24 protein-coding genes are annotated in these 25,206 nt (G+C 70.0%); 14 read left to right on the top strand and 10 right to left on the bottom strand.

The genetic code is table 11. The features are described from left to right. Position 1 precedes the first annotated feature (1 nt). Positions 2-397, top strand: coding sequence for a hypothetical protein (locus ABZS40_RS11340; protein ID WP_354943189.1), 396 nt, complete (start codon positions 2-4; stop codon positions 395-397). Between the two features lie 195 nt (positions 398-592). Here the strand turns inward: ABZS40_RS11340 and ABZS40_RS11335 are convergent, their stop codons facing one another. Both ABZS40_RS11335 and ABZS40_RS11330 read right to left on the bottom strand, forming a co-directional pair. After that, on the bottom strand, positions 593-802 hold the full coding sequence (locus ABZS40_RS11335; RefSeq protein WP_354943188.1) for a DUF397 domain-containing protein: 210 nt from the start codon (positions 800-802) through the stop codon (positions 593-595). Next, complete coding sequence (locus ABZS40_RS11330; RefSeq protein ID WP_354943243.1) at positions 799-1,674, bottom strand: helix-turn-helix transcriptional regulator; 876 nt, start codon at positions 1,672-1,674, stop codon at positions 799-801. The genes ABZS40_RS11335 and ABZS40_RS11330 overlap by 4 nt, the downstream gene beginning before the upstream one ends. 517 nt (positions 1,675-2,191) lie before the next feature. Between ABZS40_RS11330 and ABZS40_RS11325 the strand changes: the two genes are divergently transcribed. The 7 genes from ABZS40_RS11325 to ABZS40_RS11295 all read left to right on the top strand — a co-directional run bounded on the left by ABZS40_RS11325 (position 2,192) and on the right by ABZS40_RS11295 (position 11,213). Next, entirely contained in the window at positions 2,192-2,326 is a 135-nt protein-coding gene (locus tag ABZS40_RS11325; protein WP_354943187.1) for an FxLD family lanthipeptide, read from the top strand. A 113-nt stretch (positions 2,327-2,439) separates the two neighbouring features. Beyond that, positions 2,440-5,469 carry a lantibiotic dehydratase gene (locus tag ABZS40_RS11320; protein ID WP_354943186.1) on the top strand — a complete coding sequence of 1,010 codons (3,030 nt, stop codon included), beginning with the start codon at positions 2,440-2,442 and terminating at the stop codon, positions 5,467-5,469. Then, positions 5,466-6,728: a lanthionine synthetase C family protein gene (locus ABZS40_RS11315; RefSeq protein ID WP_354943185.1), complete on the top strand. Its 1,263-nt coding sequence runs from the start codon at positions 5,466-5,468 to the stop codon at positions 6,726-6,728. The genes ABZS40_RS11320 and ABZS40_RS11315 overlap by 4 nt, the downstream gene beginning before the upstream one ends. Before the next feature lie 14 nt (positions 6,729-6,742). Continuing rightward, positions 6,743-8,827, top strand: a complete 2,085-nt coding sequence (gene fxlM / locus ABZS40_RS11310) for a methyltransferase, FxLD system (protein WP_354943184.1) — start codon at positions 6,743-6,745, stop codon at positions 8,825-8,827. Positions 8,828-8,952: 125 nt separating this feature from the next. Beyond that, positions 8,953-10,077, top strand: coding sequence for a hypothetical protein (locus ABZS40_RS11305; protein ID WP_354943183.1), 1,125 nt, complete (start codon positions 8,953-8,955; stop codon positions 10,075-10,077). Between the two features lie 168 nt (positions 10,078-10,245). Further along, positions 10,246-10,557 carry a hypothetical protein gene (locus tag ABZS40_RS11300; RefSeq protein ID WP_354943182.1) on the top strand — a complete coding sequence of 104 codons (312 nt, stop codon included), beginning with the start codon at positions 10,246-10,248 and terminating at the stop codon, positions 10,555-10,557. A gap of 206 nt (positions 10,558-10,763) precedes the next feature. Next, a complete protein-coding gene (locus ABZS40_RS11295; RefSeq protein ID WP_354943181.1) occupies positions 10,764-11,213 on the top strand; it encodes a hypothetical protein in 450 nt (149 codons plus the stop codon). 21 nt (positions 11,214-11,234) lie between these two features. On the opposite strand, the gene ABZS40_RS11290 is transcribed toward ABZS40_RS11295, so the two are convergent. From ABZS40_RS11290 to ABZS40_RS11270, 5 genes are all read right to left on the bottom strand, one after another. Further along, positions 11,235-13,616: an excinuclease ABC subunit UvrA gene (locus ABZS40_RS11290; RefSeq protein WP_354943180.1), complete on the bottom strand. Its 2,382-nt coding sequence runs from the start codon at positions 13,614-13,616 to the stop codon at positions 11,235-11,237. Positions 13,617-13,645: 29 nt separating this feature from the next. Next, on the bottom strand, positions 13,646-14,056 hold the full coding sequence (locus ABZS40_RS11285) for a VOC family protein (protein WP_238657381.1): 411 nt from the start codon (positions 14,054-14,056) through the stop codon (positions 13,646-13,648). A 5-nt stretch (positions 14,057-14,061) separates the two neighbouring features. Next, a complete protein-coding gene (locus tag ABZS40_RS11280; protein ID WP_354943179.1) occupies positions 14,062-14,511 on the bottom strand; it encodes a helix-turn-helix transcriptional regulator in 450 nt (149 codons plus the stop codon). Positions 14,512-14,581: 70 nt separating this feature from the next. Beyond that, entirely contained in the window at positions 14,582-15,601 is a 1,020-nt protein-coding gene (locus ABZS40_RS11275; protein WP_354943242.1) for an ATP-dependent DNA ligase, read from the bottom strand. Beyond that, positions 15,573-17,057: an MFS transporter gene (locus tag ABZS40_RS11270; RefSeq protein ID WP_354943178.1), complete on the bottom strand. Its 1,485-nt coding sequence runs from the start codon at positions 17,055-17,057 to the stop codon at positions 15,573-15,575. Before ABZS40_RS11270 ends, ABZS40_RS11275 begins: the two co-directional genes overlap by 29 nt. A gap of 74 nt (positions 17,058-17,131) precedes the next feature. Between ABZS40_RS11270 and ABZS40_RS11265 the strand changes: the two genes are divergently transcribed. The 3 genes from ABZS40_RS11265 (at position 17,132) to ABZS40_RS11255 (ending at position 20,472) form a co-directional block, all read left to right on the top strand. Beyond that, a complete protein-coding gene (locus tag ABZS40_RS11265; RefSeq protein WP_354943177.1) occupies positions 17,132-17,563 on the top strand; it encodes a helix-turn-helix domain-containing protein in 432 nt (143 codons plus the stop codon). A gap of 105 nt (positions 17,564-17,668) precedes the next feature. Continuing rightward, on the top strand, positions 17,669-18,256 hold the full coding sequence (locus ABZS40_RS11260) for a helix-turn-helix domain-containing protein (RefSeq protein WP_354943176.1): 588 nt from the start codon (positions 17,669-17,671) through the stop codon (positions 18,254-18,256). Then, positions 18,256-20,472: an MMPL family transporter gene (locus ABZS40_RS11255; protein WP_354943175.1), complete on the top strand. Its 2,217-nt coding sequence runs from the start codon at positions 18,256-18,258 to the stop codon at positions 20,470-20,472. Before ABZS40_RS11260 ends, ABZS40_RS11255 begins: the two co-directional genes overlap by 1 nt. Before the next feature lie 108 nt (positions 20,473-20,580). Here ABZS40_RS11255 and ABZS40_RS11250 read toward each other — a convergent pair whose 3' ends face one another. Then, on the bottom strand, positions 20,581-21,837 hold the full coding sequence (locus ABZS40_RS11250) for an erythromycin esterase family protein (protein WP_354943174.1): 1,257 nt from the start codon (positions 21,835-21,837) through the stop codon (positions 20,581-20,583). A 128-nt stretch (positions 21,838-21,965) separates the two neighbouring features. Here ABZS40_RS11250 and ABZS40_RS11245 point away from each other — a divergent pair, with 128 nt between their 5' ends. Beyond that, complete coding sequence (locus tag ABZS40_RS11245; protein WP_354943173.1) at positions 21,966-22,157, top strand: DUF2795 domain-containing protein; 192 nt, start codon at positions 21,966-21,968, stop codon at positions 22,155-22,157. Between the two features lie 143 nt (positions 22,158-22,300). On the opposite strand, the gene ABZS40_RS11240 is transcribed toward ABZS40_RS11245, so the two are convergent. Continuing rightward, positions 22,301-23,203, bottom strand: coding sequence for a Gfo/Idh/MocA family oxidoreductase (locus ABZS40_RS11240; RefSeq protein ID WP_354943172.1), 903 nt, complete (start codon positions 23,201-23,203; stop codon positions 22,301-22,303). Between the two features lie 323 nt (positions 23,204-23,526). On the opposite strand from ABZS40_RS11240, the gene ABZS40_RS11235 reads away from it, so the two are divergent. Continuing rightward, entirely contained in the window at positions 23,527-23,919 is a 393-nt protein-coding gene (locus ABZS40_RS11235) for a hypothetical protein (protein WP_354943171.1), read from the top strand. Further along, on the top strand, positions 23,912-24,328 hold the full coding sequence (locus ABZS40_RS11230) for a hypothetical protein (protein WP_354943170.1): 417 nt from the start codon (positions 23,912-23,914) through the stop codon (positions 24,326-24,328). Before ABZS40_RS11235 ends, ABZS40_RS11230 begins: the two co-directional genes overlap by 8 nt. A gap of 85 nt (positions 24,329-24,413) precedes the next feature. Here ABZS40_RS11230 and fabG read toward each other — a convergent pair whose 3' ends face one another. Beyond that, positions 24,414-25,172: a 3-oxoacyl-ACP reductase FabG gene (gene fabG / locus ABZS40_RS11225; RefSeq protein ID WP_354943169.1), complete on the bottom strand. Its 759-nt coding sequence runs from the start codon at positions 25,170-25,172 to the stop codon at positions 24,414-24,416. Between the last annotated feature and the right edge of the window lie 34 nt (positions 25,173-25,206).

Below are 25,206 nucleotides of genomic sequence, written 5' to 3'. Positions count from 1 at the left end.
CATGACCAGAGGGAGGACCAGCGTGCAGGTCGAAGAACCGGGGCGCGTGTTCCGCGAGGCATGGATCGCGGGAGTCCGCAAGCACTACCCCGGCGAACCGAAACCGGGCTACGTCACGCCCTGGGAAGACACGCCCGAATGGGAACGGGAGAGTGCCGCTGCCGTGTATGAGCAGGCCCGCCAGTTCATCGAGGCAGCCGACGGCGCAACCACGAAGCTGACCCGTGAGCAGAAAGGACGCTTCGTCGCCCTGTGCTGGATTGCGCAGATATTCAGACACTTTCCTAGCCCGAAGGCTTCCTACGTAGCCGACTGGTCAGACATGCCGGAGTGGCACCAAGAGACGGACTCGGACATCTTCGAACACATAGAGCAGACGCTCGTCTCGGCGCGCTGAGCAGACGACAGGTCGACAGTAGAGCGCAACTCACGCTTCATGCCCGCATCGCCGTCCGGCTCCTTGTTAGCCGGCGCGAGATTGGCGGGTACGGCACGACGCCCAGCATTCACTGCGCCTGCAAGCGGTGAACGCACGTCGACCGAGGTCAGCACGGCGCGCCCGGCTTACCGGGCGCGCCGACGAGGCAGCAGCTCAGTGGGCGTCAAACTCACCGTCGCGGATGCCGTCAGTGAACGCCGTCCACTCACCTCGGGTGAACCTCAGCACTGGTCCCGTCCGGTCCTTCGAGTCCCGCATGCCCACGGTGCCGTCGATCGCGACGGCGACCTCGACGCAGTTGTCGCCACCCCCGGAGCGGCTCGACTTCCGCCAGTTGGTGAACTTCTCGGGGTGCATGGTCATCTCCTGGTGTAGTCGGGCAGCTCCTCCGCCACGCTGGCGAGGAAGTCGAGGCTGTCGGCGGGGCTGAGGGCCGCAGAACGAAGGCGCTCGTACAGGGAGGCGTAGTTGGCAACCTCGTCCGGGTCGGTGAGGACGAGGTCGCTGGTGATGGTGTCGACCGCAACGACCACCGGATCGCTCGGGTCGGGGTATCGGTAGCTGAAGTACGACGACCGGGGTACCGCGTTGCTAGCGATTCGCGCGGTCAGCCGCAGTACCCGGATCGTGATCTTCTGCTTCTCGTGACCGACGTTGATCAAGTGGTCGAGCTGTGCGCGGACGACCTCCGGCGGTGCGGCGTGCCGACGGATCGCGAGCTCATCGATGATCACTTCGTAGGTGGGTCCGCCAGGTCTGTCCAGGACCCGTTGCCGGGCAGCTCGGGCTTCCAGTGCTCGCTCCACCGTGAATCTCCGGGGGTAGGCAGCACGATCTGCCACCGCGCGGACCTCGGTGTACGCCGGGATCTGCAACAGGCCCGGCAGCAAGGTGATGTGGTACTCGGCGATGTGCTCCGCACCGGCTTCCAGGTCCGCGTAGAGAGCCTGGCGTGGTCCCATCTCGACGCGGAACTTCTCCCACCAGCCGTTCTCCTGGGACTCGCGCGCGATGGCCATGATCTCTTCCCACCGCTTTTCGTCAACCCGAAAGTGGTCGAGGACTCGCATGATCTCGTCTTGATCTGGTCGAACTCTGGCGTTTTCCAAACGGCTCAGTTTCTGCTTGGCGATCTTTGCCTCTTTGCAGAGCCGCTCGGCTGAGTAGCCGTTCTCCTCCCGTAGTCGCACGAGTTCGGTAGCGAGCCGGCGACGACGGACATATGGACTGATCACCGATACCTCCGGCGAGAGACGCGAATAGCCCAGTGATCCATCCTGCCTGGACCCCGGCGACGAGAGCGTAGCGCCTGTTTCACCGATCATCGCTAGCACCGATCACGCTCTTCACAAAGAAACCCCTGTTCAAGGGCACGACGACCGGTAAGTCTCCCCCCAACTTTCCCCATTGGCCGGTGTTCCCGGGGCTACGCAAGAACCGCGATCGTGGAAGCACAACAAGCGATGTGTATACGGCTTGAAGTGAGGGCACGTGGCGACAGTTTCGCAGCGGACCCCCCACGTCCGAGGTGCGGGAGGAGCGGCATGGACGTCACGAGCGCTGATCGCCATCCGGCATACCTGGGGCCCCTGCCCGCTGTCACTGCCAAGGAGGGCGTGGCGGCGGGCAGGCCGAACATCGCGAGTTCTCTTGGGACTTCGTTCCAGGAAGGCGGATCGATCCGCCAGCCAACGTGCCGGTAGCTGCGAGGGCTACCTGCCCACCATCATCCCAGTCCCATTGGAGGCTTCCATGAACAGCCTGCTCGCCGTCAGCAACGACCCGTTCGAGCTCGACGTGCAGATCGTCACGGAGGGTCCGGTCGCCGCCGCTCTGCTGGCCGACACGGACGACGGCTGCGACACCCAGAAGAACGGCGACTGCTGACCGAACACCCCCGCTGGTTCCGGCAGGCGATCCCCCGATGCCTGCCGGAACCGGCACCCCCGCATCCAGCCCTGTCCCCAGAGGAGCGCCTCGTGACGAAAGGAGGATGCCTCATGTATCGGTCGGTCGATGCCGCGACGATCCGCATCGCCGCTCACTCATGGCCCGACGCCCCGGCGCCTTGGCCGGAGCGGAGCGACGCCTCCGGTATCGCGGACTGGTTGCACGCAATGTGGCGGAAGGTCGGCCTCGCCGAAGCTGTCTGGGCCGCCAGCCCCGAGTTTGCTGCTCGCGTAGAAGCGGTACTCGCCACCGGGTGCGCCACGCCGGACCGAGGGTGGCGGATGGCGCTGGTGCTGGCGCGGTACCTGGTCCGGGCGCAGCGGCGCGCGACGCCCTTCGGGTTGTTCTCGGGGGTGGCGACCCTGCGGTTCGACACGGTGGCTGCGGTGGTGCCGGCAGGGCGGCCCGCGATCCGGGTACGGCCGGACGCGAGTTGGCTCGCGTCCCTGATCGCGCGCCTGGAAGCTGAGCCCGACGTGCGCCGCCGTCTGCCCGTGCAGGCGAACAACCTGGCGCTGGTGAACGGGCCTCGGATCGTCGTGGCGCGCCGGCCGCACGCCTCCGCACGTACGGAGTCGACCTCGGTGAGGAGCACCGCAGCGCTACGGCTGGCGGTGTCACTCGCCCCTGCACCGTTGCCGTGGGCTGAGCTGGTCGACGCGGTGGCTGCTGCGTTTCCAGGCTTCCCACGCGCGTCCGCTGACGCGATGGTTGCCGGCCTGGTGGACCACGGAGTGTTGATCTCCGCTCTCCGACCACCATCGACGTGCACGGACCCGTTCAGGCATGTCCTGGACACCCTCGATGTGATGTTCGACGGTGGTCCTGAGGGACAGCGATCCCTTCGGGCAGAGCTGCGCTCGCTGCATAGTCGTCTCGGTGGTACCAGCGCAGGGAGCACGACGTACCTTCGTGGGCTCGCCGACGATTTGCTAAGCGTGGCACCGGCCACCCAGCCGCTCGCGGTGGACCTTCAGCTCGCCGATCAGGTCGCCCTAGCGGAGCAGGTCGCCGCCGAGATCGCCGCATCGGTGGAGGTACTACGACGGCTGACGCCAGATCCGGCGGGGCGGCCGGAGTGGCGTGCGTACCGTGCCCGGTTCGTCGACCGCTACGGGATGACGGCTGTGGTGCCGCTCGCTCGGCTGGTAGATCCGCTCGTCGGGTTGGGCTTCCCAGCACACTTCGCCACTGTGGCCGATGCGCCGGCGGCTCTGCTGTACGGCCGTGACGAGCGTCTGCTCGCGATGGCTCAGCAGGCGGTGATCGACGGTGCTCGTGAGGTGGTTCTCGATGACGCGGCCGTCGAATGGCTTGCCGGCACTAACCGGGTCACCGGGCCTGTCAGCCCTCACGTCGACGTTTCGGCAGAGGTCCGCGCGGTCTCGCTGGAGGCGCTGACACAGGGACGGTTCACTGTCGCGCTGGCCGGAATGGGCCGCTCGGCGATGGCGACGAGCGGGCGGTTCCTCGACGGGCTGCCCTACGCCGATCGGGAGTTGATGTGCCGGGAGTTCGTCCGCCTTCCTGTCGCGGTGGCCGGGGCCATGCCGGCGCAACTGAGCTTCCCGCCGCGCAAGCTACACAGCCAGAACGTGCTCAACTCCCGGCAGGTACTCCCGTGGCTGATCAGCCTGGCCGAGCACCGGCCCGTGGCCGAGAACGTGATTGGCCTCGACGACCTCGGTGTGACCGCCGGCCGCGATCGGCTGGTGCTGGTGTCGATGTCGCGGCGGCGCGTGGTGGAGCCGACGGTGGCGCACGCCGCCGCCGTACACACGATGCCGCTGCTCGGCCGGTTCCTCTTGGAGCTGCCGCGAGCCACGGATGCCCGGCTGAAACCATTCGACTGGGGTGCGGCTTCCTGCCTGCCGTTTCGACCCGCGCTGAAGTACGGCCGCGTCCTCCTGGTGGCGGCCCGGTGGCGCGTCGATCCGGCCTCCCTCCCCGGTGCGGACGCAAGCGACGACGAATGGTTGACCGCTTGGGAGCCGCTGCGGACGAGGCTGCGCCTGCCGGCATGGGTGCAGGTCGGCAATGGTGACCAGCGGCTTCGGCTCCACCTCGATCAGTCCATGGATCGTGCCCTGCTTCGTGCCCACCTGGACGCCAGCGCCGGACCGGCAACCGTGGTGGACGCAGCGAGGCCGGAGGATTTCGGTTGGCTTTCCGGCCGCGCCCACGAGATCGTCGTGCCGGTCGCTTCGACGGTTGCGCCCGCTGCCGCGCCGGCTGCGGTTACCGCGCGAGGCGCATGGCCTCCGCCCGTTCCCCCCGAGCCGGTCATACCGGGTGCCAGTGGCCTGCTGTCCGCTTCGGTGGCCGTCGAGCCTTCGACGATAGAGCTGGTCTTGATGCATGGGCTGCCCGCGCTGTTCGCCGACTGGCCCGAGACGCCGCTGTGGTGGTTCGTGCGCATGCAACGCCCCGCTCCGCAGCTTCGACTGCGGGTGCAGACCGATGAATACGGCGACGCAGCAGTGCGGGTCGGGCGGTGGGTCGCCGGGCTCCGAGAGCAGCGCCTAGCCGGCGATTGGAGCCTGGACACCTACCATCCCGAGTCTGGTCGCTACGGCTGCGGTACCGCGCTGGCAGCGGCCGAGAAATTGTTCGCCGCCGACTCCACCGCAGCCCTGGCGCAGCTGGTAGCGCTGCCCGAGTCTGGGATCGATCGGCAGGCACTGACCGCCCTGAGCATGGTCGACCTGGCCGCCTCGATGCTCGGCAGCCGCACCGACGGATGCGAGTGGCTGGTGGCGCGCCCCGAGCAGACCGGGCAGGCACCGGTCCAGCGGGAGGTGCTGCGTCAAGCGGTCACGCTCGACCCGAGCGAACTTCCGGAGCCCATTCGGCGTGCATGGCAGGAACGTTCCAGAGCCGCAACCCGTTACGCAGCCGAATTGTCCGCCGTCGCTGGCCCGCTCACCCCCGCCTCGGTGCTCGCGTCGCTGATGCACCTGCACGTCGTTCGCGCTCTCGGCCCGAACGAAGACGCCGAACAGCTCACGTGTCGGTTGGCCCGCCATGTCGCGCTGGCGGCAGTGCGCCGCCGGGTGCGCGCCGAAGGAGCATCCCGATGACGGAAACAACGCTGAGGACTCCGTTGCTACGGGCGGCCGAGGCGATGGCCGCATGTATCACCGACACCCTGACCGAGCCGCCGCCCCCGGATTTTGCAGCGGACGACTACGGGCCATGCAGTACCCGCTGGTACGTCCAGTCGCTGTCCCGGGGTGCCGCCGGGGTGGCACTCCTGCACGGGGTGCGAGCGCAGACAGGACACGCTGGGTGGGGACCGGTCCATGCATGGCTGCGACGCGCGAGCGCTGACTCACTGAACAGCGGCAGCGGGGCCGGACTCTGGTTCGGCGCACCCGCTGTCACCCACGCGCTGACCATGGCCATGCCGCACTCCCGCCCGGCAGCCCTGGATGCGCTTGATGATGCCCTCGATGATCTGGTGGAACGCCGCCTGACCGCGGCCACGGCACGCCTCGCGGCGCGTGCCCGGCCCTCGCTGTCGGAGTTCGATCTCGTACGCGGGCTGACCGGCCTGGGAGCCCACCTGCTGCGCCGCGCCCCGGACGGACCTTTGCTCCGGCGGGTGCTGGCGTACCTGGTGCGGCTGACCGAGCCGGTGCACACCGACGACGCTGCGGGCCGGTTCGCGCCGGGGTGGTGGAGCGCAGACGCCGCCGATCGTGAAGGTTCGGAGCAGGGCGGGCATGCCAACGTCGGCATGGCGCACGGCATCGCCGGCCCATTGGCCCTCCTGGCTCTGGCGATGCGGCAGGACATCCGGGTGTCGGGGCACGCGGAGGCGATCCGCCGGATCTGTACGTGGCTCGACTGCTGGCAGCAGGCAAGCCCTGCGGGACCGTGGTGGCCGGAGAAAATCACCGTCGCGGAGTTGCACGCCGGGAAGCCCTCCATGAGCGGACCGGCGCGGCCGTCCTGGTGCTACGGCACCCCTGGAGTCGCCCGCGCCCAGCAGTTGGCCGGGATCGCCCTCGACGACGCCGCCCGGCAAGAGGCGGCAGAAGGAGCCCTGACCCGCTGCCTGGCCGATCCCTGCCAACTCAGTCGGATCGTCGATCCGTCGCTGTGTCACGGCTGGGCAGGACTTGCCGCTACGGCCTGGTATGCCGCCGCCGACGCCCGCACCACCAGCCTCCAGACACAGCTGCCCCAGATCGTGCGCCTGCTGATCCAGCACGCCAAGGACACCACCCCGGCACGATCCGGCTTGATCGCAGGCCCCGCCGGAATCGCCCTCACCCTGCACACCGTCGCGACCGGCACCGACGTCCGCTGGGCCACCAGCCTGCTGATCAACTAGACAAGGAGAGCGTCGTGGATCTCGATTCCGAACCCGACACCGAGCCACCAGGCGCGGCGCCGGTGAGCCGATGGCGCCAGATCAACCTGACCTTCTCGGACTGGCAAACCGCTGAGGAGTTCGCCGCAACGCGGCTCGCCCCTGAGCTCACCGCTGCGGAAGACCACCGGGCGATCAGCGCCTTCTGGTTCATCCGCAAGAGCCAGACGTGGCGGCTGCGGCTACTGTCCGGCGACCGGCTCGCCCAGGTCTACGCCCTCCTCGCCGCCATCACCGACGACGACCGCATCCAGGAGGTCACCGAGCCCATCTACCGCCCCGAGGCGTACGCCTTCGGCGGGGACCAGGCCATGACGATCGCTCACACCCTCTTCCACGCCGACAGCCGCCACATCCTCGGCCATCTCGCCACCGCCGGCGGCACCCATCGGCGTGAACTCGGCGTCCTGCTCGCCGCTCGCCTCATGCGCGCCGCCGGACTGGAGCTCTCCGAGCAGGGCGACGTCTGGCGGCACCTCGCCTCGCGCCGGCACCAGCCGAACGCCCACGCGCCGAGCCCACGGCTCATCACGGCCGTGCAGCGCCTACTCACCGCAGCCGACGACACGGCCAGAAGCCCTCTCGTCATCACTCCGCAATGGCCGAGAGCCCACGAGCAGGCGGGCACGGACCTCGGCTTCCTCGACCGAAACGGCGCGCTGACCCGCGACCTACGCGAGGTGCTGACCCACCACCTCTTGTTCCTGTTCAACCGGCTCGGCATCTCCGCCGCTGACACCTGGCTACTCGCGACGGCGGCCGTGACCGTCACCTTCCACCACCCCCTTGACACCCCATCCGGCTATCAACCAGCCGTCAAGATCGGAAGTAGGGTCAACGCAGTGAACACTTCCCCCACCGCACCGGGAACGTCGAGTGCCGCGATGCTCCGCGAAAACCTGGCCAGCACCCTCGAACAGCGCGGTCACATCCGCTCCGCCGCCGTCGCGAAAGCATTCCGTACGGTGCCCCGCGAGCAGTTCCTGCCCGGCGTCGACCTGGGAACCGTGTACACCCGCCGCCAGATCGTCACCAAACGAGACCCCAGCGGTGCCGCGTTGTCGTCCGCGTCGAGCCCCAGCCTCGTCGCGGACATGCTCGAACAACTCGCCCCACAACCCGGCCACCGTGTCCTGGAGATCGGCGCGGCCACCGGCATCAACGCCGCCCTACTCGCCGAACTGACCAGCCCTGGCGGCACGGTCGTCACCATCGAACTCGACCAGGACCTCGCCGACGGCGCCCGCGCCGGCCTCGACCGTGCTGGCTACGACACCGTGAAGGTGATCTGCGGCGACGGAGCTCTCGGCGACCCCGACCACGCACCCTACGACCGGATCATCGTCACCGCCGGAGCCTGGGACATCTCCGCCGGCTGGTGGGAACAACTCGCCGAACACGGCCGCATCATCGTACCCCTGCGCGTACACGAAAGCGGCCTGACCCGCTGCTTCGCCTTCGACCGCACCGGCTCTCACCAGTTGGTCAGCACCACGACACCGCTGGTCTGCGGATTCGTCCCCATGCGCGGCAGCACCGAACACACCGACCACCATGTACGCCTCGACGCCGATGTGGTCCTCAAACTCGACGCCACCGACCAGCCCGACCGCGCCGCCCTCGCCAAGGCACTGAGTCACCCCCGGCTTGAACGCTGGACCGGCATCCAGGTCAGCGACGCCGACCCCATCGGCCACCTCGACCTGTGGCTCCTCGTCCACGCCAACAAGCCGTTCGGCCGCCTCGGCGTCGGTGATACCGCCCGCACCAGCGGACTGGTCACCCCCGCCTACCGATGGGCTGGTGCCGCCATCTACCACGGCGGCACCATCGCCTACCTCGCCTTCCAAGAAGGCGGCGACGGCCACCACGAACTCGGCGCAATCGCCCACGGCCCGGACGCCACCACACTCGCTGCCGAGCTGACCAACCTGCTCGACCAATGGGACGAGGTGAACCGCCCCAACCAGCCCACTGTCACCGCGCACCGCGCAGGAACCCGGCCCGCCGACCACGGCGACATCAGCCGAGCAGACACCGTCCTCACGATCTCCTTCTGACCGCATCCAGGCCGGGGCGGTGCCCTGTCCCGCGCCCCGTTGGACGAGCGCGGCTGAGCCGTCACGTACGACCTGAACGCACCTCGTTGCCCACTCGCGGCCCTTCCGCAGCAGATGAGGACATCATGACTCCGTCTCGTGCCGTCACCATCGCGGCCCGCTTCCCTCTCGTCGCCCGCAAACGACCGCCCGCGAAACCACTGGACGCACGAGTAGACCGGCTCGTCAGACTCGCCGAAACCGCACACCGAGAGAGCGACCCGGACAAGGCGTCCATGGTGTTCAACGGGGCCGCCCTCATCGCCTCCGACTGCGGAGACCCCAACCTTGCCCGCGACTGGTGCCACCGCCACGCCAGCCTCTACTTCAACCAAGCGCCGCTGAACGGCTACACGGCCCGTTTCGCTCTCGAACCAGTCGTCAACCTCGCACGCCTACGCATCCGTGAAGGCGACGGCGACGGCGCGTACCGCCTACTCACCCACCTGTACACGGCCATCGTCGGCGGCACTCCCGCTCTTCTGGATGGCCTGGAGATACACCCTCGACAACTTCCCGCCGATCCCGAAGAACTCCACCAGATCACCAGTTGGCTGCGCGGCACACTGCTCTCCGACGGAACACGCGCCCTCACCCTCGCCGGACGATGGAACGACGCTGTGAACCATGTACGCCGACACGACGGGATCGGACCGACCCTCCTTGATGGACGACAGGTTGCGATCGTCGCTCATCTCCTGCAAGACAAAGGGCCCTCAGCAGCGGCTCTGCTCGCGGCCACCGAGATCGAGGCGCCGTGGGAGCAGGCGGTGCATGGGCTCCTTAAGACCTGGCAGGAGTTGGCCCTGGGGGCGGTCGCCGTCGACCACGCTGACCTCATCGATCGAGTGTCAGCTGTACCGCGAACTCCCGGGCTCGCAGTGTTCCGCGTCCGCCTCGGACTGACGGCCCTGGACCTCTCGGCGGGCTTGCCAATTGAGGTTGTAGACAACCTGACCAAACAGCTGGTGGCAGATGCGATCCACGACGAGGACGCCAACGCGGCACGCGACCTCATCAATCACCCGGCTGTCGCGGTTGAACACCAAGAGGCGTTACGCCCGTTGATGAAGGCGAGCGGGTCAGACCAGGGCTACCTGCCAGCTACAGCAATCGATCCGCTTTCCGTGGCGCTCGACCTGGCCGGAGCCGTGATCGCTATGCGACGTGATCGAGGTCGGGGAGCAGGATTACATGCACGGACGCAGTGATCTGACTCCACGCGTCACCCGTGCCGGTGACCAGATTCGGATGCACGGCCATGGATCGTTGAACAGGGAAGGCCTGGCGTTGCGGGTAGACGGCACGCCGCTCGGCCCAAGCTCTCGATCGGCACTCGTTCGCATACGCGCCTTGCGCGTCACGCCATCGTCGAGGCCGTGGTGAGCACGACCTATCTGGCCAGCGTGGCACTGGAAGAGGTCGAACGAGCCCAGGCAGAACTCGAACGCCACCTGACGGTCCGACCGTCCGGAGAGTGTGTGACGTGCGGTGAGGTCGAGCCGTGCTCCGGACGCCAAGAGGCCGGCACCACGATCGTCAAGTACGGGCGTCTGCCGCGCCGACGGCCAGGCGCTTCAGGAGTACGCCGCACCGCGCCGACCACGGTGGGTGCTGCCCCGATCTCGTGGTTCGCGTTGGCGACCGACGGCGACGGTCACGAGCTGACCGGGACGGGATCCGAGGCATAGGCGCGCACGGGCATCCCGCAGTTCGGTCGCGAACGTGGAGCTCGGACGAAACACCCCACCAGTGGCTTCTGAAAGCGCGCCGAGCAGGGAGTTCTGTGACATGCCGCGCCGGAGGCACCAAGATTGACCAGCACCAGAGGCTCTTGACCAGAAATTCGGTCAGGGGCCTTCATCATTTTGGCGGAACACACGCCAGAATGTCGATCATGCTGTTTCTCGGTCTGCTCCTCGCCGCGCTGGGTGGGGGGGTCATCGCGACCGTCCTCACCGTCCGTGGGGTCCGCGCGGTCCTCCGGAAGGACGAACGGGTGCGGGCGGCGGCCCTACTCGCGGGCGCGGGTGCCGTCGCCCTGTACGCCTGGGGCCTGCTCCACCTCGGCTACGCGGTGCTGCAGGCCGAGGACGGTGGTGCCGGATCCGCCCCCGTCGAACCCTGTCGCGAGGCCGGACCACAGGTGGCGAGCCTGGTCGTCGGGTACGACGTCAGCTTCCTCCCGCTCCACTTCGAGTGTCGCCTCAGCGGTGGCGGCTACTACGTCACCTCGTCCGTGCCCGGGTACGTCACCCCGGCCGCTGTCGCCCTCGGTCTGATCACCGCCACCTGCGGAGTCCTCGCCAGCACGACGGCACGCAGCGTCCGACGACCGGTGGCGTGAACGTCGACCGAGGGCGGCCGGTCACCTGGCGACGTACGCCGCCAGGTGCTCGCCGGTGAGGGTGGACCGGGCGGCGACGAGGTCCGTGGGTGTGCCCTCGAAGACGATCCGGCCACCGTCGTGGCCGGCGCCGGGACCGATGTCGATGATCCAGTCGGCGTGCGCCATGACCGCCTGGTGGTGCTCGATGACGATCACCGACTTGCCGGCGTCGACCAGGCGGTCGAGCAGGCCGAGCAGTTGTTCGACGTCGGCCAGGTGCAGGCCGGTGGTCGGCTCGTCGAGGACGTAGACGCCGCCCTTCTCGGCCATGTGGGTGGCCAGCTTGAGCCGTTGCCGCTCCCCGCCGGAGAGGGTGGTGAGCGGCTGACCCAGGCTCAGGTAGCCGAGCCCGACGTCGGCGAGCCGGTCGAGGATGGCGTGCGCTGCCGGCGTACGCGCCTCGCCGGCGCCGAAGAACTTCTCGGCCTCCGACACCGACATCGCGAGCACCTCGCTGATGTCGCGGCCGCCGAAGCGGTATTCCAGCACGGACGCCTGGAACCGCTTGCCCTCGCAGTCCTCGCAGGGGGCTGCGACGCCCGCCATCATCCCCAGGTCGGTGTAGATGACGCCGGCGCCGTTGCAGCTCGGGCAGGCACCCTCGGAGTTGGCGCTGAACAGCGCCGGCTTCACCCCGTTGGCCTTCGCGAACGCCTTGCGGATCGGGTCGAGCAACCCGGTGTACGTGGCCGGGTTGCTGCGCCGTGAGCCGCGGATCGCGCCCTGGTCGATCGACACCACTCCCGCGCCGGCCGGGATCGAGGAGTGCACCAGCGAACTCTTGCCGGAGCCGGCCACGCCGGTCACGACGACGAGCACCCCGAGGGGTACGTCGACGTTCACGTCCTGGAGGTTGTTGGCAGTGGCGCCCCGGATCTCCAGCTTGCCGGTGGGCGTCCGCACCGTCTGCTTGAGGGCCGCCCGGTCGTCGAGGTGGCGGCCGGTGATGGTGCCGCTGGCCCGCAGACCTTCCACGGTGCCCTCGTAACAGACGGTCCCGCCCTCCGTGCCGGCTCCGGGCCCGAGGTCGACGACGTGGTCGGCGATGGCGATGGCCTCCGGCTTGTGCTCGACGACCAGCACGGTGTTGCCCTTGTCGCGCAGTTGGAGCAGCAGCTCGTTCATTCGTTGGATGTCGTGCGGGTGCAGCCCGATCGTCGGCTCGTCGAAGACGTAGGTGACGTCGGTGAGCGAGGAGCCGAGGTGGCGGATCATCTTGGTGCGCTGTGCCTCGCCGCCGGAGAGGGTGCCCGACGGCCGGTCGAGCGACAGGTAGCCCAGCCCGATCTCCTCGAACGAGTCGAGGAGGTGTTGCAGGCCGGCCAGCAACGGGGCCACCGACGGCTCCTCGACACCGCGTACCCAGGCGGCCAGGTCGCTGATCTGCATCGCGCACGCGTCGGCGATGTTCCTGCCCTTGATCTTCGACGACCGGGCCTCCTTGCTGAGCCGGGTGCCGGCACACTCGGGGCAGGTGGTGAAGGTCACCGCGCGCTCCACGAAGGCGCGGATGTGCGGCTGCAACGCGTCGATGTCCTTGGCGAGGAAGGACTTCTGGATCGACGGGATCAGGCCCGCGTACGTCAGGTTGATCCCGTCGATTTTGATCTTGGTGGGCTCCCGGTGGAGCAGGTCGTGCAGCTCCCGCTTGGTGAACTTGGCGATCGGCTTGTCCGGGTCGAAGTAGCCGCAGCCCCGGAAGATCCGGCCGAACCAGCCCTCCATGCTGTAACCCGGGATGGTGATCGCGCCCTCGTTGAGCGAGAGGTTGTCGTCGTAGAGCGCCGACAGGTCGATGTCGGTCACCGCGCCCATGCCCTCGCACCGCGGGCACATGCCGCCGAGACGGTTGAAGGTCGCCTTCTCGGTCTTCGTCTTGCCGGCGCCGCGATCGACGGTGATCGCGCCGGTCGCCTTCACCGAGGGAACATTGAAGGAGTACGCGTTGGGCGAGCCGATGTGCGGCTGCCCGAGCCGACTGAACAGGATGCGCAGCATCGCGTTGGCGTCGGTGGCGGTGCCGACGGTGGAGCGGGAGTTGGCGCCCATCCGCTCCTGGTCCACGATGATCGCCGTGGTCAGACCATCCAGCAGGTCGACCTCGGGCCGCGCCAACGTCGGCATGAAGCCCTGCACGAAGGCGCTGTAGGTCTCGTTGATCATCCGCTGTGACTCGGCCGCGATGGTGCCGAACACCAGCGAGCTCTTGCCGGAGCCGGAGACACCGGTGAACACCGTCAGCCGCCGCTTCGGGATCTCGACGCTGACGTCCTTGAGGTTGTTCACCCGCGCGCCCTGCACCCGGATCAGGTCGTGGCTGTCGGCGACGTGCGGCGCGGACGGCTGGATGGCCGTGCTCATCGTGTCTCCATCTGTCGGGCGCGCAGGACTCAGCGCACTTCCTGGATGCGGACCATGTTGCCCGCCGGGTCCCGGAAGGCACAGTCGCGCACGCCGTACGGCTGCTCGGTCGGCTCCTGGACGACCTCGGCGTCGCTGGCCTCCAGCTTGGCGAAGGTGGCGTCGAGGTCGGTGGTGGCGAGGTTGACGCCGAAGTAGCTGCCCTTGGCCATCAGCTCAAGGATCGTCTGCCGCTCGTCGTCGGTGATGCCGGGGTTGGCGGCCGGCGGGTGCAGGACGATGGCGGTGCTGGGCTGGCCGACCGGCCCGACCGTGATCCAGCGCATCCCCTCGTACCCGACGTCGAGGCGGACCTCGAAGCCGAGGATGTCGCGGTAGAAGACCAGCGAGGCCTCCGGATCGGTGTGCGGAAGGAAGCTCGAGTGAATGGTGATGTCCATGCTGGTCACGCTAGTTGCGGCTCGGTGACCCGCGCTTCTCGATTCCTGACCGGTCTGGTCACCTGCTTCGCCACGCACGACGGCATTCCGGCCGTCGCCTGCGCCGCCTGCCGCCGGTAGACGCTGGGCGGCACGCCCACCAGCTCGGTGAAGCGGGTGCTGAAGGTGCCCAACGACGAACAACCGACGGCGAAACAGACGTCGGTGACGCTCAGGTCGCCACGGCGCAACAGGGCCATCGCCCGCTCGATCCGTCGGGTCATCAGGTAGCTGTAGGGAGAATCGCCATAGGCGAGGCGAAACTCGCGGCTGAGGTGCCCGGCCGACAGGTTTGCGCCACGGGCGAGCGCCTCGACGTCCAACGGAGACGCGTATTCCCGGTCGATCCGGTCGCGGACCCGGCGCAGCCGCGCCAGGTCGGCCAGTCGCTGGGTCGCGTCGGATTTGCTGCTCACCTGCGAAATCGTGCCACAACCCACCGACAATCCGCCGCTCGCCGGGCGCGGGCGGGGCCAGACGAGCCGGTCAGCCGGCCTCGCGGCGGGCGCGGGCCCGGCGCTTCCCCTCGTGCATGGCCTGCACCCGGGCCACCGGGATGGTCCGACCCTCGGCGACAAGGTCGGCGGGGAGCGGTTGCGGGGCCGGCATCAGCGCGGCCCACGGGTCGCCGTCGGCGAGCAGTGCGGGCGCGGTCCAGATGGTGAAGTCGGCGGGGGTCACAGCGGTCAGGTCGGCCCAGTCGACCGGGAACGAGACCGGCATCCCCGGGCGCAGCCGGGGGCTGTACGCGGCGGCCACTGTCGCCCCGCCCGCCCGGGTGGCGTCCACGAAGACCCGGCCACCCCGGTCCTCCTTGATGTACGCCGTGGTGGCCAGCGCCGGGTCGAGCCGCTCGGCGCGGACGGCGAGCGCTCGGGTGGCGGCTGCCAACTCCTCGGCAGTGGGTTCGTCGGTCACCGGGACGAAGACGTGCACTCCCTTGGCGCCGCTGGTCTTGACGGCGCCGGCCAGGCCGGCATCGGCGAGCGCCTGACGGACCAGCAGGGCGGCGTCGACCGCCGCGCGGAACCCGTTGCCGTCCGGCGGGTCCAGGTCGAGGATCAGGTGGGTCGGGCGGTGCAGATCCGCCACGGTGGCCAGCGTCGGGTGGTACTCCACCGCCCGCTGGTTGGCGAACCAGAGCAGGGTGCGGCGGTCGTCGCAGAGGGCGTACGAGATCTCCCGGTGCGACGCCTCCGCCCAGACCGGCGCCCGGCGGACCCAGTCCGGGGTGTAGCGGGGCAGGTTCTTCTGCATGAACGGCGGTTGGCCGGGGCGGACCCTGATCACCGACAGCGGCCGGCCCCGCAGCTGCGGGAGGATCCGGTCGGATACCGCGTCGAGGTAGTCGACCAGGTCACGCTTCGTCGCGTCGTCACGGTCGGACAGCGGCTGGTCCAGGTTGGTCAGGGCCACGCCGTCGCGGGTCTCGTCAGCCTTGCTCACCCGACCACCCTCCCGGCCTCGCTGCCGTCGGTCAACTGGACGCGGCGCTTCGGTGCGGATCGATTCTGGCCACCGCCCCGGACGGTTCCGACGGGTCGGCCGCCGACGACGGCCCGGCCGGGCGTCGGGGCACCGTGGTCAGCGCCACCAGCCACGCGGCGACCACGAGGCCGGCGGCCCAGGCGAACGCGGTCCGGTAGCCGCCGGCGAGCGCGGCGGTCCCGTCCCAGCCGGCGGCCCGCAGCGCGTCGCTGCGGGTGGCGGCCACTGTGGCCAGCGCGGCAAGACCGACCGCTCCGCCGACCTGTTGGGTGGTGTTGGCCAGGCCGGAGGCGAGCCCGGCGTCGGTGTCGGTCGCGCCGGCCATGGCCAGTGTGGTGACCGCCGGCAGGGTCAGGCCGCCGGCCACCCCGAAGATCAACATCGCCGGGAGTACGTCGACGCCGTAGCCGCCGTCGGCGGGCAGCCGGGCGAGCAGGAGGAAGCCGACGGTCGCCAGGCCGAGCCCGACCAGCAGAACCATCCGGGCACCGAAGCGGCCGATCAGCCGACCGGCCAGGCCGAGCGAGACCACGGCGATCACGACCGGGGTGGGCAGGAAGGCCCAGCCGGTCGCGGCGGCGTCCAACCCCAGCACCAGTTGCAGCTCCACGGCGAGCAGGAACTGGAACCCGAAGTACGCACAGACCATGAGGAACTGCACGGCGTTCGCCGCCACCAGACCCGGGACGCGCAGCACCCGGGGCGGCACCAGCGGGGCCGCCGCCACCCGTTGGCGCAGCGCGAACCCGCCGAGCAGCAACGCCGCGAGGGCCACCGCGCCGAGCGTCCGAGGGCTTGTCCAGCCGTGCTCGCCCGTTCCGACGATGCCCAACACGGCGGCCATCAGACCGGCGGTGGCGAGCAGCGCGCCGGGCAGGTCCAGGCCGGCGCGCAGGCCGATCCCTCGTTCGGCCGGGAGCCGGCGGAGGGCCGCGATGAGGATGGCCGCCCCGATCGGCACGTTGACCAGGAAGATCGTCCGCCACCCGGCGGCCTGGGTGAGCACCCCTCCGGCGACAGTGCCGACCGACGCACCGGCCGCGCCGGTGAAGCTGAAGACGGCGATGGCGCGGGCCCGTTCGGCCGGCTCGGGATAGAGCCGGACGATCATGCCGAGGCTGACGGCCATTGCCAGCGCGCCCCCGACGCCCTGCCCGAACCGCGCGCCCACCAGCAGGGCCGGCCCGGTGGCGACCGCGCAGGCCAGCGAGGCCAGCGCGAACAGGGCGACGCCGGCCAGGAAGACCCTGCGCTGGCCCAGCAGGTCACCGAGCCGGCCGGCGAGCAGCAGCAGCCCGCCGAACGCGACCAGGTAGGCGTTCACCACCCAGGCCAGGCCGGCAGCGCTGAAGCCCAGGTCGCGTTGGATGGCGGGCAGCGCCACCGCGACGACTGTGCCATCCAGGATGATCATCAGGCTGCCGGCGCAGAGCACCAGCAGCGCCGGCCAACGGGATGGGACGACACGCTCCACGAAACCCTCCTTGGTGCACGGTTTGTTACCGAGGTCATCGTCTGTGACCATGAACCGGAGCGGAAGGAGGCACTTTGATGTCCCAGAGGAACAGCGATGTGTCCGCGCTGGTCAAGGCCGAGCTGACCTGCTCGGCCGAGAACGTGCCGTTCACCCCGGGTCAGGCTCGGGCGTGCACCGTCCGCGAGGTGCTCGACCGCGTCGGCGGCAAGTGGAGCATCGGCATCCTGGTGGCCGCCTCGAACGGGCCGGTGCGCTTCACCGAGCTGGAGCGGCACATCGAGGGGATCAGCCGTCGGATGCTCACGCTGACGCTGCGCAACCTGGAACGGGACGGCCTGCTGCACCGCACGGTCTACCCCACCGTCCCGCCCAAGGTCGAATACACCGCCACCCCGATGGCGCTGGAGCTCTACGAGTCGCTGGTCGCGCTGACCAGCTGGGCCGAGCGGCACCGCCGGGCCATCGCCGAGGCGCGGACCCGGTACGACGCCCAGCAGACCTGATGAAACCCGCCAGGGGTGTGGCGAACGCCACCGCTTCCATCTGACCGATCGGTCAGGGTCTGACCGATCGGTCAGGCATGCTGGTCTGCGGGAGGTGGACCGGGCATGGTCAGAGCGGTACCCGACACGCACGGCGAGATACTCGCCGCGGCGGCGCGGCAGTTCACGGTGACCGGCTACCGGGGCACCTCGTTGCAGGACATCGCCCGGGAGGTCGGCTGCTCCAAGGCCACAGTGCTCTACCACTTCGCCAACAAGGAAGCCCTGCTCGCCGAGCTGATGGCCCCCGCGATCGCTGTGCTCCGCAACCTCGACGACCAGCTCAACGGCCTGACCGGAGCGGCAGCCCAGGAGGTCGCCGCACAGGGCTTCGTCGACCTCGCGGTCCGGTTCCGGCAGGAGATCGCCGTACTGCGCGGCGAGTTCCCGGAACTGCTGTGCCAGCCGGCCTTCGCGCACATCCAGGAGATCTCCGACCGGCTGCGGGACGCGTTGGCCGGGCACTCCGACCGGCCGGGCGCCCGGATCGCCGCACTGGTGCTGCTCGCCGGCATCTCCGAGGCGTGCGGCGAGTTCGCCGACATCCCCGACGACGAACTGCGCCTCGCCCTGCTCACCCTCGCCCGGCGGGCCGTCGAACCCGTCGACGCACCACTGCCCCATCCACCCACGACCGAGGACAAGGACTCCTGATGGCCACCCTGCTCTACCGGCTCGGCCGGGGCGCGTTGCGCCGGCGACGGCTCGTCGTCGCGCTCTGGCTCGTCGTACTCGTCGGCGCCGGCCTGGCCGCGGCGACCCTGCGCGGCCCGACGGCGAGCAACTTCACGATGCCCGGCACCGAGAGCCAGCGCGCGCTCGACCTGCTGGCCGACCAGTTCCCCGCGGCCAGCGGCGCCACCGGCACCATCGCGGTCAAGGCGCCCGCCGACGGCCAACTGGCCACCCCGCAGGGTCAGGCCGTCGTGCAGGAGCTCGTCCAGCAGGCGTCGACACTGCCCGGCGTGGTCGGCGCGGTCAACCCGCTGCAGGTCGGCGCGGTCTCACCCAACGGCCGGTACGCGCTGGTCCAGGTCCAGTTCGCCAGCGGCGGCGACGACGTGACCGACGAGCAGCGCACCGCGTACGAGCAGGTTGGCGCAGCGGCCAAGGCGCAGGGCTGGCAGGTCGCCCCCGGCGGTGAGGTGCTCGGCGGTGAGCCGGAGATCGGCTCCACCGAGGCGCTCGGCGTGCTGGTCGCCGCGATCGTCCTGATCATCACGTTCGGTTCCCTGGTCGCCGCCGGCATGACGATGCTCAACGCGCTGATCGGCGTGGGCGCCGGCATGGCCGGACTGTTCGCGCTGAGCGGCGTCGTCCAGCTCACCAGCACCGCGCCGATCCTGGCGCTGATGCTCGGTCTCGCGGTCGGCATCGACTACTCACTCTTCATCACCTCCCGGCACCGGCAGAACCTGCTCGACGGCCTGTCCCCGGAGGAGGCGGTCGGCCGGGCCGTGGGCACCGCCGGCTCGGCCGTGGTCTTCGCCGGCGCCACAGTGGTCATCGCCCTGGCCGGGCTCGCCGTGGTGGACATCCCGTTCCTCACCGTGATGGGTCTCGCCGCCGCCGGCACTGTCACCGTCGCCGTGCTGGTCGCCATCACCCTCCAGCCGGCGCTGCTCGGCTTCGCCGGTCGCCGGGTGCTCCCCCGCCGGCTGCGCTCCCTACCCACCGCCGACGGCATCGCCGCCGACACTGACGACTCGGACGTCACCGACCGGCCGGCCGCGCTCGAGGACCAGTCCGCGTTCGGTTTTCGCTGGGCGCGACTGATCACCCGGTTCCGGGTACCGGTCATCCTGGTCGGCCTGCTCGGCCTGGGGCTGCTCGCGCTGCCCACGCCGGACATGCGGCTGGCCCTGCCGGGCGCCGCGACGGCCGCGGTCGGCTCACCCGCCCGGGTGGCGAACGACCTGACCGTCGAGGGCTTCGGAGCGGGCTTCACCGGCCGGCTCGCGGTGGTGGTCGCCGGTGACACGCCACAGGCAACCTCGGCCGCCGTGCCGCAGGTCACCGCCCTGCTCCAGCGCACCGAGAACGTCCTCGCGGTGGCGCCGCCCCAGCTCAGCCCGGACGGCCGGACCGCCCTGCTCGGCGTGGTGCCGAAGACCGGCCCGACCGACGAGGCCACCGAGACCCTGGTGCACGACATCCGTGGCGCGGTGAGCGGGATCCCCGACGCGGGCGTTCTGCTCACCGGCGTCACCGCCATCGGCATCGACGTCTCCGAGAAGCTCTCCGACGCGCTACCGATCTACCTGCTGCTGGTGGTCGGGCTCTCGGTGCTGCTGCTGATGCTGGTGTTCCGCTCGCTGCTGGTGCCGATCAAGGCGGCGCTGGGCTTCCTGCTCACCGTCGCCGCAACGTTCGGCATCACGGTGGCCGTCTTCCAGCAGGGGCACCTCGCCGACCTCGTCGGCCTGGACACGCCCGGCCCGCTGATCAGCTTCCTGCCGATCCTGCTCATCGGCATCCTGTTCGGGCTCGCCATGGACTACGAGGTGTTCCTGGTGTCCCGGATGCGGGAGGACTTCGTCCACGGTGCGACCGCCCGACAGGCCACCATCAGCGGCATGGGGCACGGCGCACGGGTGGTCACGGCCGCCGCGCTGATCATGATGTCGGTCTTCGGGGGCTTCGTCTTCCTGGAGGACCCGGTGATCAAGTCGATGGGCTTCGCGCTCGCCATCGGTGTCGCCATCGACGCGTTCGTGGTCCGGATGACCATCGTCCCGGCGGTGATGTCACTCCTCGGCGACCGCGCCTGGTGGCTGCCCCGCTGGCTCAACCGCGCCCTGCCCAACGTGGACATCGAGGGGGAGGGCCTGCGCACCCACCTCGAGGACCGCAGCCCGACGCACGTCTGACCTACCCCGCCCCACCTGGCCGATCATGGAGTTGTGGTGCCCGTCGTGCCCCGATCAGAGGCCTTCGTCCAGCACCACAACTCCATGATCGACGCGATCAGGCGCCGGTCAGACGCCCGCCGGGTAGGTCTCCATCTCGCCGGGGACCGCCGGCACCGGTAGCGGGTGCAGGGCCGTGGTGTCGTCGCACCAGATGAAGGCGTCATAGCGGTCGCCCAGCCGGGTGGGCACGTAGTTGCCCCAGGACTCGAACGACGGGTCGTAGACGACCCCGATCGCCCGGTGGTCAACGGTTTCGGTGACCCATCCCGGCTGGTCGTCGCCGCCGAAGATCAGCACCGCCCGCTCCGGCATCAGCTCGTGCAACCGCCGCTCGATCGAACCGTCCCGAGCCGGGGGCACCACCATCGCCTCGGGCGGCGAACCCCAGCGGGGTGCGGCGATCACAGTGCCGCGGTAGCTGCCGAAGCCGACCAGGGCCACCGCGTCCTCGCCGTGCCGCTCCCGGGCCAGCTGACCAATGTTGACCATCCCGTCGGCGGCCATGTCGGTGGCCCGCGCATCCCCGACGTGCGTGTTGTGCGCCCAGACGATGCCCCGGGCGTCGGGACCGTACCGGTCCAACAGCCGGTCCAGGGTGTCCTGCATGTGGGTGTCGCGGATGTTCCACGAGTCCGGCCCGCCGGCCACCATCGCCCGGTAGTACCGCTCGGCGCCGGCCACCACCTCCGCGTTCTGCCAGGCCGAGAAGCGGTCCGGGCCGTCGGACAGGGCGTGCTCGCGGGTCCGGGCGAGCAACCGGACGACCTCCTCCTCGCAACGGGCGGAGACGAACCGGCTGGCCGCGCCGTACTCCTCGACCCTCTTGCCGTACGGCTCGAAACACCGGTACGCGTCCTGCGCCGCCTCCAGCGACTTCGGGTCCTCCTCCCCCAGGTAGTCGAAGATCGCCTGCATCGACTCCCAGAGGCTGTACACGTCGAGCCCGTGGAACCCGGCCCGTTGCTCCTCCGGCCGCTCCACGTTCCAGGCCCGCAGCCAACTCGCGAACCGGGCCACCTCGGCATTGGCCCACATCCAGGTCGGCCATCGCTCGAACTCCTCGAGTGCGAGCTGCGGTTCGAGCGCGCCGCCCGGCGCGGCAGTCACCGAACGGTGCACCCGATCGCAGTCGGGCCAGTCACCCTCCACGGCGACGAAGGAGAAACCGCACTCCGCTATCAACCGGCGGGTGAGCTGCTCGCGCAACCGGTAGTAGTCGTAACTGCCGTGGGTGGACTCACCGATCATCACCACCCGGGCGTTCCGAACGCGCTCCAGCAACGGGTCGAAATCGCTCGGCGCGCCGAGCCGCTGAACCAGCATGCCAGCGGCTACCCGGCCGCCGCTGCGACAAACCGTGCGCGCGTCGCGGGCCGACACGCCGGCCGCCGGGCCGCCGTGGGCCCCAACCACGCCTGTGTACGGCCACCGCGAGCGGGTAGCCGGCCGACATGACCGTCACCGGGGTTCAGTTGCAGGAGTACCTGGCCGGGCTCGACTACCCGGTCTCTCGGGAGGACCTGATCCGCTGGGGCCAGGAGAACGGGGCCAGCACGGCAATGCTGCACATGCTCCAGGCCCTACCACCCGACCAGTTCAGCTCCCCCGACGAACTGAACGCCGCCCTCTCCACCCCCACCTAAACCCACCAACCCAACCCAACCCAACCCCGGCCCGGCCCGGCCCGGCCCCGGTGATCATGAAGTTATTGCCCTCCTCCGCCACGGCGTGTCGCGCCGCTAACTTCATGGTCGCCGGGTTGGGGGTGGGCCCCCGGGGGGTGGGGTTAGGGGATTGGGATGGTGCGGGATTCGGTGCGGGCGGTTTCGGCGGCGGCGAGGATGGCGACGACCTCACGGCCGAAGCGGACGTCGCAGCGGTGGTCCCGGGTGCCGGCCTGCACCTGCTCGACGAGCTGGTCGATGGCGACGCCGAACGCGGTGGCGGCGTCGTTCTCGCCGAACGGGACGTCCTCGATGCCGTTCTCGCCGTAGAACACGAACTCCCGGGCCATCGACTCGGTCGGCGCGTCCAGGGAGAGCGAGGCGCTGCTCGTGGCGCCGCCCTCGTGGGTGAGCAGCAGATGCACCATCCCGCTCGGTCCGTCCATCGCCGCCACCTGGTTCACCCGGCCCAACACCGGCAGGAGGATCGAGAGGGCGTGCGGGGCGATGTCCCAGAGCGCCCCGTGCTCCCGACGCCACAACGAGCCGCCGTACGGGCTGCCGTCCTGGAAGATCGAGGCGAACGCGGTGGTCCGGCCGTGCTGCCAGCCCCCGGCGGCGGCGGTGGCGGCGAGGAACGCTGTCACGTTCGGCTGGAACCGCTGGGTGAAGAAGACGATCGAGGCGACCCCGGACTCCTCGGCGGCGGCCACGACACGGTCGGCGTCGGCCACGGTGAGCGCCAGCGGCTTGTCCAGCAGCAGGTGCCGACCGGCGCGGGCGGCCCGGACCGCGATGTCGGCCTGGATGTCCGGCGGCAGCGCGACGGCGATCGCCTCGCACTGCTCGATCAGCGCGTCGACGTCGGCGTAGGCGGGCACCCCGTACCGCTCGGCCAGCGCGGAGGCCCGCTCCGGGTTGCGGCCCCACACCCCGACCAACTCGGCATCGGGATGTGCGTGCAGCGCCTTCCCGTGCGTCTCGATCGCCCAGTGACCGGTGCCGAACAAGCCGAACCGCAGCACGTGTACCTCCGCTGTTTCCCCGCACCGCGGCAACGCCACGGACGTGATCCACGCTAGTCGCCCAGGCGGCCATGACGGCGGCGGGTTCGACCAATCGAAGCAGCCCGCCGTCGTTTCAGATTCGGAACGACGGACCGGACCCGCTCCTCGCCCTCTCCGTCTACTGGCTGCAAGCAGGCGACTGACGCCCACCCGAGAAGAGTGGGCACCGGGGCTGCGGACCCCTCGACGGGCGCGCGTCACACGCGGAGAGGCAGGGCACCCCTTTACTACGACGGTTAGTAGGCTGTGCCGGTGACCGAGTCAACGACCGGGTGGAGCCGGTGAACAGCGTGGGCGCCGATTCGCCGGTGGACGGGATCGTTGCGACAGTGCCCATCGTGCTGTCGCTGCTCGTGGCGGTGTGGGCGCTGGTGGCGTCGGTACGCCACCGACCGCCGGACCGGGTGCAGTTCGTCGGTCTGGCCGTACTCGAAGTGGCGTTGTTGGTGTTGAGCGTGCTGGCGCTCGTCGCGGTCGGCGGCGGGGATCGGCCCGGCGAGCCCGGCGCCTTCTTCGGCTACCTGGTCACGCTGGTGTGCCTGCCGCCGCTGGCCTGGGTGCTGGCCCGGATGGAACCGACCCGCTGGGGTTCGGCGATCGTGTGCGCGGTCTGCCTGGTGGCCCCGGTGGTGGTGGTCCGGTTGCAGCAGACCTGGGAGGTTCTCGGTGGTTGAGACAGAGCCGGCTCGGCAGCGCACGAACTCCGGCCCGGGACGGCTGCTGATCGCTGTCTACCTGCTCTTCGCGATCGCGGCGACGAGTCGGGCGGGTTTGCAGATCGCCACCAGGTTCGACGAGGCGCCGGTGGCGTACCTGCTCTCCGGGGTGGCCGCGCTCATCTACATCGTGGCGGCGGTGGGGTTGGCCCGCGCCGGGCACACCGGCCGTCGGGTCGCGCTGGCGTGCTGCTCGGTGGAGCTGGTCGGGGTGGTCGCTGTCGGCATCCTGAGCCTGGTCGACAAGGACCTCTTCCCGGACGAGACGGTCTGGTCGCAGTTCGGCAGCGGGTACGGCTACATCCCGCTGGTGCTGCCGGTGCTCGGCCTGATCTGGCTCTGGCGTACCCGACGCGCACCCGCCTGACCCGGCGAGAAGGGCCCCGGCGGGAAGACCCGGCGACGAGGGCGCCGGCTCACCTGCCGGAGCGCCCTCGTCGTGAGGTACGGGGTCAGTCCCGCGGGCCGCCCGCGACGTAGATGACCTGACCGGAGACGAAGCCGGCGCCCTCGCTCGCCAGGAACGAGATGGTGTGCGCGACGTCCTCCGGCCGGCCCGGGCGACGGACCGGGATCTCGGCGGCGGCGTGCTTCTGGAAGTCGTCGAAGTCGACCTTCATCCGGGCGGCGGTGGCCGCCGTCATGTCGGTGACGATGAAGCCGGGTGCGACAGCGTTCACTGTCACCCCGAACGGACCCAGCTCGATGGCGAGCGTCTTGGTGAAGCCCTGGAGACCGGCCTTGGCGGCGGCGTAGTTCGCCTGGCCCCGGTTGCCCAGCGCGGAGGTGCTGGAGAGGTTGACGATCCGCCCCCACTTCCGGTCCACCATGTGCTTCTGGGCGGCCTGGCTGAACAGGAACGCGCCGCGCAGGTGCACCCCCATCACCGTGTCCCAGTCGGCGTTGGTCATCTTGAAGAGCAGGTTGTCGCGGAGCACACCGGCGTTGTTGACCAGCACGGTGGGCGCGCCCAGCTCGTCGGCGATCCGGCTCACCGCCGCCTCGACCTGGTCCCGGTCGGACACGTCGGCGCCCACCCCGAGCGCCCGGCCACCGGCCCCGGCGATGGCGTCCACCGTCTCCTTGGTGGCCGCCTCCTCGATGTCGACCACGGCGACGGCCATTCCGTCGGCGGCCAGCCGTCGGGCGGTGGCCGCGCCGATGCCGCGTGCGGCTCCGGTGACGATGGCGACGCGGGACTCCTCCGACATTATTACCTCCCGGTAACTTGGGGTCGATCGGAGG

Origin of the sequence: Micromonospora sp. NPDC005324 (assembly GCF_040607155.1) — a bacterium.
GTDB classification, from domain to species: domain Bacteria; phylum Actinomycetota; class Actinomycetes; order Mycobacteriales; family Micromonosporaceae; genus Micromonospora; species Micromonospora trifolii.
The sequence above is the reverse complement of the archived record's forward strand: the minus strand, read 5'-3'. Positions and strand labels throughout refer to the sequence as shown.